The 12192-nt window shown below is 64.8% G+C and carries 12 protein-coding genes; 5 read left to right on the forward strand and 7 right to left on the reverse strand.

The window, feature by feature from the left end; translation table 11 throughout:
• Positions 1–12: 12 nt before the first annotated feature.
• On the forward strand, positions 13–873 hold the full coding sequence (locus tag MYCSP_RS03790; RefSeq protein WP_083018832.1) for a PaaX family transcriptional regulator C-terminal domain-containing protein: 861 nt from the start codon (positions 13–15) through the stop codon (positions 871–873).
• Here MYCSP_RS03790 and MYCSP_RS03795 read toward each other — a convergent pair.
• The 4 genes from MYCSP_RS03795 to MYCSP_RS03810 form a co-directional block, all read right to left on the reverse strand.
• Positions 866–1252 carry a hypothetical protein gene (locus MYCSP_RS03795; protein WP_083018834.1) on the reverse strand — a complete coding sequence of 129 codons (387 nt, stop codon included), beginning with the start codon at positions 1250–1252 and terminating at the stop codon, positions 866–868. The genes MYCSP_RS03790 and MYCSP_RS03795 overlap by 8 nt on opposite strands.
• 2 nt (positions 1253–1254) lie before the next feature.
• The gene (locus MYCSP_RS03800) at positions 1255–2259 is read right to left on the reverse strand and encodes an alpha/beta hydrolase family protein (protein ID WP_088415423.1); all 1005 of its coding nucleotides are present in this window, start codon (positions 2257–2259) and stop codon (positions 1255–1257) included.
• Between the two features lie 76 nt (positions 2260–2335).
• Positions 2336–2758 (reverse strand): organic hydroperoxide resistance protein, encoded by a 423-nt coding sequence (locus MYCSP_RS03805; protein ID WP_083018836.1) that lies wholly within the window; start codon positions 2756–2758, stop codon positions 2336–2338.
• The gene (locus MYCSP_RS03810) at positions 2755–3201 is read right to left on the reverse strand and encodes a MarR family winged helix-turn-helix transcriptional regulator (protein ID WP_083018838.1); all 447 of its coding nucleotides are present in this window, start codon (positions 3199–3201) and stop codon (positions 2755–2757) included. Before MYCSP_RS03810 ends, MYCSP_RS03805 begins: the two co-directional genes overlap by 4 nt.
• Before the next feature lie 145 nt (positions 3202–3346).
• On the opposite strand from MYCSP_RS03810, the gene MYCSP_RS03815 reads away from it, so the two are divergent.
• Positions 3347–4570, forward strand: coding sequence for a bifunctional glycosyltransferase family 2/GtrA family protein (locus MYCSP_RS03815; protein WP_083018841.1), 1224 nt, complete (start codon positions 3347–3349; stop codon positions 4568–4570).
• Positions 4567–6423 (forward strand): ArnT family glycosyltransferase, encoded by a 1857-nt coding sequence (locus MYCSP_RS03820; protein ID WP_083018883.1) that lies wholly within the window; start codon positions 4567–4569, stop codon positions 6421–6423. The genes MYCSP_RS03815 and MYCSP_RS03820 overlap by 4 nt, the downstream gene beginning before the upstream one ends.
• Positions 6424–6435: 12 nt before the next feature.
• Here MYCSP_RS03820 and serC read toward each other — a convergent pair whose 3' ends face one another.
• Entirely contained in the window at positions 6436–7551 is a 1116-nt protein-coding gene (gene serC, locus MYCSP_RS03825; RefSeq protein ID WP_083018843.1) for a phosphoserine transaminase, read from the reverse strand.
• A gap of 200 nt (positions 7552–7751) precedes the next feature.
• Between serC and MYCSP_RS03830 the strand changes: the two genes are divergently transcribed.
• Both MYCSP_RS03830 and MYCSP_RS03835 read left to right on the forward strand, forming a co-directional pair.
• Positions 7752–8807: an AurF N-oxygenase family protein gene (locus tag MYCSP_RS03830; protein WP_070913041.1), complete on the forward strand. Its 1056-nt coding sequence runs from the start codon at positions 7752–7754 to the stop codon at positions 8805–8807.
• Complete coding sequence (locus tag MYCSP_RS03835; protein WP_083018845.1) at positions 8807–10489, forward strand: FAD-dependent oxidoreductase; 1683 nt, start codon at positions 8807–8809, stop codon at positions 10487–10489. Before MYCSP_RS03830 ends, MYCSP_RS03835 begins: the two co-directional genes overlap by 1 nt.
• 3 nt (positions 10490–10492) lie before the next feature.
• Here MYCSP_RS03835 and MYCSP_RS03840 read toward each other — a convergent pair whose 3' ends face one another.
• Complete coding sequence (locus tag MYCSP_RS03840) at positions 10493–10972, reverse strand: VOC family protein (RefSeq protein WP_070913039.1); 480 nt, start codon at positions 10970–10972, stop codon at positions 10493–10495.
• 50 nt (positions 10973–11022) lie between these two features.
• Positions 11023–12159 carry a citrate synthase 2 gene (locus MYCSP_RS03845; protein WP_070913038.1) on the reverse strand — a complete coding sequence of 379 codons (1137 nt, stop codon included), beginning with the start codon at positions 12157–12159 and terminating at the stop codon, positions 11023–11025.
• Between the last annotated feature and the right edge of the window lie 33 nt (positions 12160–12192).

The raw sequence follows: 12192 nt of genomic DNA on the forward strand, positions 1-12192 counted from the left end.
TGAGGTGAACGTTTGGACATCCAGCACGTCCTGAACACCGACGTCTCCACCCGCAGCGTGGTCGAGAGCATGATCCGTGAGGACGCCACGATTGCCGCCGGCGAGCTCTATGACGTCGCAAACATTCTCGGCATGAGTGATCAGCAGGTTCGTCTATGCGTCAAGCGCCTTGTCGCGGAAGGTCGTTTTACGCAAGATGGGCGGGGGCGCAAGGCGATCTTGCGTGCCACGGAGGCCACGCGCGGCGCTCTCGAACCGGACCTCGAATTCGTGCGCTACATGTACGAGCAAGATCGGGGACATGTCCCGTGGGACGGCCGTTGGCATCTTGTCGCGTTCGCGATACCCGAATCCTCCCGCGCCGCCCGTGATGCGATGCGCGGGGAGGTGGTGCGGTTGGGCGGTGCGCCGATCCAGGGCGGTCTCTACGTGTGTGCCAACGCCTGGGAGAGTCGAATCAGCGCGCTCGCGGGACAGCTCGACGTGGCTGAACACACTACGACCTTCACCACCACAGACCTCGTGATCGGCGGACAGTCGGGTGCGCGTGAGCTGGCCGAGCGGCTGTGGCCGATCGATGCGATCGCCGACCGGCACCGCAGACTTCTGGCGGTGTCGGAAGGAACGCTTCCCGCCCTGCGCACCGCGTCCCATACCGAACTTCTCACTCTTGCCGTCGCGCTGGCGGCGGAGTTCACGCGGGCCGTCGAGCCCGACCCGCTGCTGCCGCCGCAGCTGCTCCCGCAACCCTGGATCGGTACGGCAGCCCGGGCGGCGGTCGCCGCATGCTGGGCTGAGATGGCGAAAACCGAAGCCGAACAGCCGATCCGACTGTTCCGCTGGTATGCCGGGGCGGTTCGCCAGATCATCTGAAGGGTTCGGTACAGGTCATCCGTGCCAGTGCTGCGCAGCCCAGCAGGGCGCCCAGAACTGTCAACATGAACCAGAACCAGCCCCACGAGGGTGGCAGCGGAACGAGTAGGAGCACGGCCACCACGTACACGCCGACAGCCAGGCGAAGGCGTAGGACCCCGCTGAGTCGAGCAAGCGTCACCGCGGTGCTGATTCTGCGCAGGATGATCAGGTTCGCGGCGAGCATTCCGAGCAGAAACGCCAGGCCGAGCAGCTGCACCCACGGGGGCGGGGTGCCCGCCCACGGTAAAGCGAACGGTGCCGTCGCCGCCGCGAGCGCGACCGCGCCCACGGCCTCGCAGAATGCCAGCCTTCGGATCGTGTGTTGCCTAGCGGTCATGGTCAGCGCACTGGTTGTGCCGCAACGTAGTTCCGCAGGTCATCCAGATAGTCTGAGGCGAAGAGCGAACGCGGGGCAAACATCGCGACCAGTGTCGAACGCCAGTTCTGGTCGTTGTCGAGGTCTGCTTTGGCGATGTTGTGCGACGCGTGGGGGTATCGCCGCACGGTCAACTGTCGTGGCGGCAGTATCCGGCGGTAGACCCGATCCGTCTCGTTGACGTCGACATTGAGATCCTCGTCGCCGAGGGCGAGCAGGACCGGAACCTTGATGCGCGGGAGGATTTCGGTCACGTCGGACAGATAGTTTTTACGGACGAAGTTCCAGCGATCTGCCGACATGAGGTCCGGGTCCTGTTGGGCCGCAAGATATTGTTCGTATGTCGCGCCGTCGTGCAACGCTCGCAGCCCGGCGTCGCGGCGGTTCAGGGCCGCGGCACTCTCCTCCTCTGAGGCGCCGCGGTGCCGCATCTCCGCGAGCAGGTTGAACTCTCCTTGTCGCAGCCAATTGACGGCCGCACCAACGAGAATCACGAACTGAAGATCGGGACGATGCACCGCGACCTCGGGCACCACCCAACCTCCCTGGCTGATACCCCACACGCCGATTCGTCTTGGATCGATATCGGCGCGGCCATGTGCCCAATCGATGGCGGCCTCTGCTTCCGCAGCGCGATCGTGCATGCTTTGGTTCAGCCAATTGCCGGGAGCGCCATCAATTCCCGGCTTGTTCCAGGACAATGAGGCGTAGCCGGCCTTCGCAAACGACTCCCAGATCGGCTTGTAGAAATCGCTTCTCGTGGAGTTGGCCGGCCCATCGCCGTGCACGAACACCACCAGGCCGAAGGGTCCGTTCCCGTGTTGAGGCAGGGCGAGGGTCGCCCGGAGCGGTTGCACCGAGCTGGGGATCGTCACCTGTTCTTCACGGATTGCGAAGTCATTGGCGAATATCACCCAGCCACCCGCGGCAAGGATCAGTGCGACCACGCAGGCGATCCCGATGAGCAGAGACCGCCTACTCCCTCGCGAGATGGAACTATCAAACACAAAACGATCGTATCAGTACTGATACATGTATCGGGCCTCAGTCATCGGTCACCGTGAGTGTGACGTCGATGTTGCCGCGGGTTGCATTGGAGTAGGGGCACACCTGGTGGGCCTTCTCGGTCAGTTGTTGCGCGGCCTGATGGTCGAGGTTGGGCAGGGTGACTTCGAGTTCGACCGCCAGGCCGAAGCCGCCGTTGTCGAGCTGGCCAATGGAGACCCGCGCTCCGACCGAGGAATCCGAGACGTCGGCCTTCTCTTGGCGGCCGATCATCCGCAGGGCCGAGTGGAAGCACGCGGCATAGCCCACCGCGAAAAGCTGCTCGGGGTTGGTGCCGTTGCCGCTACCGCCCATTTCCGTCGGAATGGCCAGCTCAAGATCGAGTCTGCCGTCGGACGAGCGGCCCCTGCCGTCGCGCCCTTCCCCGGTGGCCAGGGCCTCGGCGGTGTAGACGATGTTCATGCGGATTCCTTTCGTAGTGATGCGTTGAGGGCATCGGTCAGTTTGTGGACCGCATCGCGCAGGTCCGCGGCCTCTCGTTCGCTGATGCCGGTCGAGAGGCCGAGTTGTTCCGGAATGCACTGGGCCTTGCGTTCCAGGCGACGGCCTGCCGGGCTCAGCGTTACCTCGACCAGTCGCTCGTCGGAGGCGGACCTCTCGCGCGAGATGAATCCGTTGGCTTCCAAGCGCTTCAGCAGAGGGGACAGCGTCCCGGAGTCAAGTCGTAGCCGTTCGCCAAGTCGGCCGACGGTGACGCGCCCCTCTTCCCAGAGCACCAAGAGCACGAGGTACTGCGGATAGGTCAGATTCAGTTCGGTCAGGAGCGGCCGATATGCCGCGGTCATCGCACGCGACGCCGAATACAGGGCGAAGCAGAGCTGGCGGTCGAGCCCGACGGTGGCCATAGAAGAACGATAGTCCACAATTCAATTGTGTACAACCAATCTTGCCGAGACCGGGTTGGGCGGGCGGCCGGACCGGGCGGCGCTCACAGGAAACTCGCAGCCGCAACCCAGTGACACCGTAGCCGTGGCAACCATTGTTTCTGACGTGACCACCGTGATGCAGCCGCTCGACACCCCGACGGCACCGACCGCAGTCCTGGCGACCGTCCTGGACATCGTGATTCCCGTGTACAACGAGGAGAACGATCTGGAATCGTGCGTGCGCCGCCTGCACGGGTTCCTGGCCAACGAGGTTCCGTACTCGGCTCGCATCACCATCGCCGACAACGCCAGCACTGATCGGACGCTGCAGATCGCGCACCGGCTCGCTGCCGAACTCGACAGCGTGGACGTACTGCACCTTGAGGAGAAGGGGCGGGGGCGGGCCCTGGCCGCGGCTTGGTTGTCCTCGGATGCCGAGGTGGTGGCCTACTGCGATGTGGATCTGTCCACCGATCTCAATGCGCTGATGCCGCTTGTCGCGCCGCTGATCTCGGGGCACTCGGACGTCGCCTACGGCTCGCGGCTCAACCGCAACTCGCGTGTGGTCCGGGGTCCCAAGCGCGAGTTCATCTCACGCACCTACAACCTGATCCTGCACGCTTCGTTGCAGGTCCGGTTCTCCGATGCCCAATGCGGCTTCAAGGCCATCCGCACCGACGTCGCCCGGCAATTGCTCCCGCTGGTGGAGGACAAGGAGTGGTTCTTCGACACAGAGCTGCTGGTGCTCGCCGAGCGGGTGGGCCTGCGCATCCACGAGGTGCCGGTCGACTGGGTGGACGATCCGGACAGCCGGGTCGACATCGTCGACACCGTCCGCAAGGACCTGCTCGGCATCTGGAGGCTGGGACGGGCGCTCATGCTCGGCACGCTGCCACTGGAAGAGCTGCGGCACAGTCTTGGTCGTGAACCGCTCGTCGAGGGAGTACCGGCCGGTATGGTCGGGCAGCTGGTGCGATTCGGAATCATTGGCGTGGCAAGCACATTGGCCTACGCCCTGCTGTTCCTGGTGCTACATGGAGTGGCGGGAGACCAGGCGGCTAACTTCGTGGCGCTGCTCATCACCGCCGTGCTGAACACCTCGGCCAACAGGTTCTTCACCTTTGGGGTGCGGGGGCGTCGTGATGTCGCCAAGCATCAGTTCCAGGGCCTCGCCATCTTCGGCATCGGGCTGGCACTCACCAGTGGGTCGTTGGTCGCCATGCATCACCTGGTGCCGGACGCCTCCAAGCATCTGCTGCTGATCGTGCTCACCGTGGCCAATCTCGTCGCCACCCTGATTCGCTTCGTCGGACTGCGGTGGGTGTTCCGAAGCGCGAATACCCGATGACGCGGGAGCGGATCAGCGTTGGTCTTCTGCTGATCGGCACCGCGGCGGCATACCTGATAAACCTTGGCTCCAACGGTTGGGCTAATTCGTTCTATTCAGCTGCGGTGCAGGCGGGTTCGGTCTCCTGGAAGGCCGCGTTCTTCGGGTCCTCGGATGCCGCCAACTCGATCACCGTCGACAAGCCACCGGCGTCGCTGTGGCTGATGGAGCTCTCGGCGCGTGTCTTCGGGCTCAGCAGCTGGAGCATCCTGGTGCCCCAGGTGCTGCTGGGCGTGGCCTCGGTCGGTCTGCTGTACGTGACCATTCGCCGCTACTTCGGCCATGGGGCGGGCCTACTGGCCGGGCTGGTGCTCGCGATCACGCCGGTGGCGGTGCTGATGTTCCGGTTCAACAATCCGGACGCGTTGCTGGTCTTCCTGATGATCGCCGCGGTGTGGGCGGCGATGCGCGCCATCGAAGATGGCCGCAGCCGTTGGCCGCTGTTGGTCGGGGTGCTGGTCGGCTTCGGATTCCTGACCAAGCAACTGCAGGTCCTACTGGTCATCCCGCCCATCGCGCTGACCTACCTGATCGCCGGGCCGGTGAGCCCGGGGAAGAGGTTGGCTCAGCTCGCCGGGTCTGCCGCCGCAGCAGTGGTTTCCGCGGGATGGTGGATCGTCACGGTAGAACTGTGGCCACCGGGCTCGCGTCCCTGGATCGGCGGGTCGCCTGACAATTCGATTCTTGAGCTCACCCTCGGCTACAACGGGCTGGGCCGGATCAACGGAAACGAAAAGGGCAGTGCTTCGGGTCCGCGCGACGAGATGTACGGATTCGGTGGTCATTTCGGGAGTGAACCCGGAATCGGCAGACTGTTCCAGCCCGCGTTGGGTGGGCAGATCGCCTGGCTGCTGCCGACCGCCGTGGTCCTCGCACTACTGGGGTTATTCCTACTGCGCAAGGAATCGCGGACGGACACCCGCCGCGCGGTGCTGATGGTTTTCGGTCTGTGGGTGCTCACCACGGGTGCGGTGTTCAGCTACATGCAGGGCATCTTCCACCCGTACTATTCGGTGGCACTGGCGCCCGCGGTCGCCGCACTCGTCGGCTCCGGTTCGGCGCTGGCCTGGAGTCAACGCGAAAAGTCCTGGGTAAGAGCGTCTCTGGCGGGCGCGCTGCTGGTGACCGTGGCGATGACCTGGTTGCTGCTGGGGCGTTCACCTGACTTCCAGCCGTGGCTGCGTTGGGCGATCCTGGTCCTCGGTGTTCTGACGCTGGTCGGCATAGTGAGCAACAGATACCCCAAGGTGACCGCGGCGGTGGCAATCATCATGGCTCTGGCCGGCCCGGCGGCCTATTCGATTCAGACCATCGCGACACCGCACAGCGGTGCACTGCCGTCGGCGGGACCCGAGGTCAAGGGCGGCGGGTTCCCTGGTTTTCCGGACGCAGATTTTCCCGAGCGGCACCGGCCCGAGTCCGAACGCGCAACGAAGGCGGGCGGTGGCCTGCTGGACGGAAGCACGCCAGGGCCCAACATCGTTGCCGCGCTGGAGAACAACGCGGACCGATACACCTGGGTGGCCGCGGCGGTCGGCTCCAACCGCGCGTCGGGATACCAGTTGGCAACCCGTCTGCCCGTGATGGCGATCGGAGGATTCAACGGCACCGATCCATCGCCGACCCTGGCGCAGTTCCAGCAATACGTGGCGGATGGCCAGATCCACTACTTCCTGGACGGTGACCACGGCGGCGAGGGTTTCGGTGCTCCGGGCAGCGAGACCTCGAAATCCATCCAGGAGTGGGTGCAGAAGACCTTTGCCAAGCGGACCATCGACGACGTCGACGTCTACGACCTCACGATGGTCCGCTAGCTCCGAGCGAGATCAGAGGCGTTCGACAACCCAGTCGATGCACTGCGTCAGCTTCGAGATGTCCTCGGGGTCGATGGCGGCGAACATGGCCACCCGCAGCTGGTTGCGGCCGAGCTTGCGGTACGGCTCGGTGTCCACGACGCCATTGGCCCGCAGCACCTGGGCCACGGCGGCCGCGTCCACGTCGTCGTTGAAGTCGATGGTGCCCACCACCTGCGAGCGCTGCGCCGGGTCCGCCACGAACGGCGTGGTGTACGACGTGGCCTCGGCCCAGGAGTACAGCCGCGATGCCGAATCGGCGGTCCGCTTGGTGGCCCAGTCCAGACCACCGCCCGCCAGCAGCCAATCGATCTGATCGGCCAGAAGAAGCAGCGTCCCGATGGCGGGGGTGTTGTAGGTCTGGTTCTTGAGGCTGTTCTCCACCGCGATCGGCAGCGACAGGATGTCCGGCACCCACCGTCCGCTGCCGCCGATCTCCTCCACCCGCTCCAGAGCGGCCGGGCTCATCAGCGACAACCACAGCCCGCCGTCGCCGGCGAAATTCTTCTGCGGCGCGAAGTAGTAGGCGTCGACTTCGGCCAGATCCACCGGCAGGCCACCGGCGCCAGAGGTGGCGTCGATGAGCACCAGTGCATTCTCGGAACCGGCGGGCCGCTGCACCGGAACCATGACTCCTGTCGAGGTCTCGTTATGGGCCCAGGCGATCACGTCGGCCGATGGATCCGAGACGGGAGCGGGCGCGCTGCCCGCGTCCGCGACCACCTTGATCGGGTCACCGACGAACGGGTTCTTGGCCACGCAGGAGGCGAACTTGGCGCTGAACTCGCCGAAGGTCAGATGCAGTGACTTCTCGCGGATCAGGCCGAACGCTGCCGCGTCCCAGAACAGGGTCGAGCCGCCGTTGCCGAGGATCACCTCGTAACCGTCGGGTGCCTTGAACAGCTCCTTGAGGCCCTCGCGGACGCGGCCCACCAGGTTCTTGACGGGTGCTTGCCGGTGCGAGGTACCGAAGAGGGAGGCGCCGGCCGTCACGAGCGATTGCAGCTGTTCGGGGCGCACCTTGGAGGGGCCGCAGCCGAAGCGTCCGTCGGCGGGCAGCAGGTCAGCGGGGATGGTCAATTCAGCCACGGCTACCAGCCTAAACGGTGGCCCATTGAGAGCTGCATCACATAAAACAAACCCCGCTGGGAACGTCACATGGGACGTTTCGTCCCAAACCTAGATAGGGCCTTCTCGCCCTGTTTACACTCGCCCAGAGCTTGTAGACTTCCAAGTAGCCCCAGAACGTAAAAGTTTGCAGGTCCGTTACCTAATCAAAGGAGATAGGCATGTCCCTCCGCGAGAAGTTGCGCGCGAAGAAGGAAGTGCGTGGCGACGCCAAGTACGTCCAGGTGCTGGAGACCCTGTCGCACGGATCGACGAACCGGAATTTCGACCCGTTCATCGACATCGACTGGGACAACCCTGAGTACGCCGTCATCCCCAATGATCCGCGCTGGATCCTGCCGCACCGGACCGACCCGTTCGGCCGGCATCCCTGGTACCAGGCGCAGCCTGTGGAGAAGCAGATCGAGATCGGCATGTGGCGCCAGGCCAACGTCGCCAAGGTGGGTCTGCACTTCGAGAGCATCCTCATCCGTGGTCTGATCCAGTACGCCTTCAGCGTGCCCAATGGGTCCCCGGAGTTCCGTTACCTGAACCACGAGTCCATCGAAGAGTGCAACCACACCCTGATGTTCCAGGAGATGGTGAACCGCCTCGGTGTCGACGTGCCCGGGATGCCGCGCTTGCTGCGCTGGCTCTCGCCCTTTGTTCCGCTGGCCTCCACGCCCTTCCCGGAGATGTTCTTTGTGGGCGTGCTCGCCGGTGAAGAGCCGATCGACCACACCCAGAAGAACGTGCTGCGCGAGGGTGACAACCTGCACCCGATCATGCGCCGCGTCATGGAGATTCACGTCGCCGAGGAAGCCCGGCACATCTCCTTCGCGCATGAGTACCTGCGTAAGCGTGTCCCGACGATGCACTGGTTCAACCGGTTCGTGCTGTCGATCGCCACGCCGATCACCATGCGGGTGCTGATGGGCGCCATCATGACCCCGCCGCGCAGCTTCGCCAAGAAGTTCGACATCCCGCGTGAGGTGATGAAGGAGATCTTCTGGAAGAGCCCGGCTTCGCGACAGACGATGAGCGAGGTCTTCTCCGACGTCCGGATGCTGTGCCGCGAGGTCGGGATGATGAACCCCGTCGCCAAACTGGTGTGGAGGGCGCTGCACATCGATGGCCGCGCCGCCCGCTACCGCAGCGAGCCGCAGCGTGGTCCGCTGGTGAACTACGCGGCTCCTGAGGCCGCAGTGTCTGATTCACACAGCGCTGTTCCCGCCTGATGCCGCACGTCGTTACCCAGGCCTGCTGTAACGAGGGGTCGTGTGTTTACGCATGCCCGGTGAACTGCATCCACCCCACGCCTGACGAACCCGACTTTCTCAAGGCGGAGATGCTGCACATCGATGCCTCGGCATGCGTCGATTGCGGTGCCTGCGTCGCCGCTTGCCCTGTCGATGCCATCAAGCCGGACTCGGTGCTCAAGGAAGAGCAGCTGCCCTTCCTGCGGATCAACTCCGAGTTCTATCCGCGTGAAATCCCCCGTGCCAGTTTGGCTCCGGTCATTCAGGCACCGCCGGTTCGGGAGAGTGGCCGTGGGTTGAAGGTGGCCATCGTGGGCTCCGGTCCCGCCGCCATGTACGCCGCGGATGAGCTGCTGACCCAGCCGAACGTGAGGGTCAGCATGTTCGAAAGGCTGCCTGCCCCATATGGTTTGGTGCGCGCCGGGGTGGCCCCCGATCACCAGCAGACCAAACGGGTGACCAAACTGTTCGACACGATGGCCGCACAGCCCAACTTCGAGTTCTTCCTGAACGTCGAGGTGGGCAAGGACGTCACCCACGATGAACTGCTGGCGCATCACCATGCGGTGATCTACTCCGTCGGCGCCTCCTCGGACCGTCGCCTGGACATCCCCGGCATCGAGCTGCCGGGCAACGCCACCGCCACACAGGTGGTCGCGTGGATCAACGCGCACCCCGACTACAGCGATTTCCGGGTCGACCTCGACCACGAGCGCGCCGTCGTCATCGGCAACGGGAATGTCGCGCTCGATGTCGCTCGGGTGCTCACCGGAAGCACCGATCGCCTTGCGCGCACCGATATCTCGGATACCGCGCTGACCGCGCTGCGGAGCAGCAAGCTACGCGAGGTGGTCATCGTCGGTCGGCGCGGCCCCGAGCATTCGGCATTCACCCTGCCCGAGCTGCTCGGCCTGGTCGGTCTGCCCGATATGACGGTGGTGATCGACGACGAAACCGCCAAGCTGGTGGATGAGGCGCTGCAGACGCATCTGGAGCCGTTGACCCGGCAGAAGCTGGAGGTGCTCAGCACCTGCCCGCGTGAGGCGCGGGAGCCGGGCGGCAAGACCATCCGCTTCACCTACAACCGGACCCCCGCCAGGGTGCTGGGGGAGAGCCGCGTGGAGGGCGTCGAGTTCGAGCACGGTGATTCTGTGGACACGATCGAGACAGGCTTGCTGTTGACCTCGATCGGCTACCGCGGTGTTCCGATGCCCGGTGTGCCGTTCGACGATCAGCGCGGAGTGATCCCGAACGAGCAAGGGCGCGTGACGGATTCGGCGACCGGTAGGGCCCATCGGGCCACCTACGTGGCGGGATGGATCAAGCGAGGCCCGACCGGGTTCATCGGGACCAACAAGTCGTGCTCGCAGCAGACCGTCACCTCGTTGGTGGAGGACTACAACAACGGCCTGCTCGACGATCCGTCGCAACGGTTGTCAGGTCTGGCCAAGCTCATCCAGCGGCGCCAGCCCACCATCGTCGATCATGACGGTTGGCTGGCGATCGACCGCGCGGAGATCGCGCGCGGCAAGGGCGAAGGCCGGCCTCGCGACAAGTTTGTCTCGGTTCCCGAGATGCTGCGCGTGGCCGCGAATGCCCCGCAACCACCGTTGTGGCGCAAGGCTATTCGCGGATCGGCGCTGGAGGACTTGCTGCGGTAGCGGCTACTGGCCGCCACCCGCTGCGAATTTCTTGAGGTCTTCGGGGTTGACGATCTTGACCGGTTGACCCAGCGACCACAGGTGTCCGAACGGATCCTTGATGACCCCGAACCGGTCACCCCAGAACTGGTCCTCGAGCGGCATCTCGATGCTTGCTCCGGCGTCAACCGCGCGACTGAACCAGTCGTCGACGTTGGGCACGGTCAGATGAATGGTGACCGGAGTGCCGCCGAGTGCGGTGGGGGTGCTCGACTTGCCGTCGTTGTACTCGGGGAAGTCGTCGTTCATCATGATCGTCGTGCCGTTGATCTTGACGGCGGCGTGCATCACCTTGCCGTCGGGAGTCTCCAGCAGTCCGAGCTCTTCGGCGCCAAAGGCGTTCTTATAGAACTCGATCGCCGCACGTGAATCCTCGACGATGATGTACGGAGAGACGGAAGGTTCTACGGGTGGGAGGTCGGGAGAGGTCTGAGAGGTGTCCATGGAGACCCACCCAACCACCTCACGCGTAGTGACGCCAGGACTTCAGGCGCTTATGCATCCACCCGGGAGTGCAGCAGCCCGAACCCCTCCACGGACTCGATGGAGCGCGGTCCGGGTCCGACATACAACGCGGCCGGACGCACCAGCTTGCCGAGACGCTTCTGCTCCAGGATGTGCGCGCTCCAGCCCGCGGTGCGGGCACAGGTGAACATCGCCGGCATCATCCGGGTCGGGACCTGTGCGAAGTCGAGAATGACCGCCGCCCAGAACTCGACATTGGTCTCGATGACGCGGTCGGGACGACGCTCCCGCAGCTCGGTGAGCGCGGCCTGCTCAAGCGCTGCGGCCACCTCGTAGCGTGCGGCGCCGAGTCGCTTGGCAGTGCTGCGCAGCACCCGTGCACGGGGATCCTCGGCGCGGTACACCCGGTGCCCGAATCCCATGAGCTTTTCGCGACGGTCCAGGATGCCCTTGATGACGCCGCGGGCATCGCCGGTCTTCTCGGCCTGCTCGATCATCGGCAGCACCCGTGCGGGCGCGCCACCGTGCAGCGGGCCGCTCATCGCACCGACGGCACCCGAGAGGGCGGCAGCCACGTCGGCTCCGGTGGACGCGATGACTCGCGCGGTGAAGGTGGAGGCGTTCATGCCGTGCTCGGCGGCCGAAACCCAGTACGCGTCAATGGCCTCGACATGCTTGGGGTCAGGTTCACCCTGCCAGCGAGTCATGAAACGTGATGTGACGGTGGAGCATTCGTCGACAACCTTTTGCGGTACGGCGGGCAGGGAATTGCCGCGCGCGGACTGGGCTACATAGGACAGTGCCATCACCGAGGCGCGGGCCAGCTGATGGCGAGCGATCGAATCCTCGGTGTCCAGCAGCGGCTCGAATCCCCAGATGGGTGCCAGCATGGCGAGCCCGGCCTGGACGTCGACGCGGACGTCGCCGGTATGCACGGGGATGGGGAAGGGCTCGGCGGGCGGGAGTCCCTGGCCGAACTTGCCATCGACCAACAGTGCCCACACGTCACCGAAGGTCACCCGCTGGGCGACCAGATCCTCGATGTCGACGCCGCGGTAACGCAGCGCTCCGCCGTCCTTGTCGGGCTCGGCGATCTCGGTGGCGAAGGCGGTCACGCCCTCCAGTCCAGGTGCGAAATCCGCTGGTAGCGGCGCTGCAACCGTCATGATTCTCGACTCCCTACCTGTGGGTAACAACTC

The organism is Mycobacteroides saopaulense, from assembly GCF_001456355.1.
GTDB lineage: Bacteria > Actinomycetota > Actinomycetes > Mycobacteriales > Mycobacteriaceae > Mycobacterium > Mycobacterium saopaulense.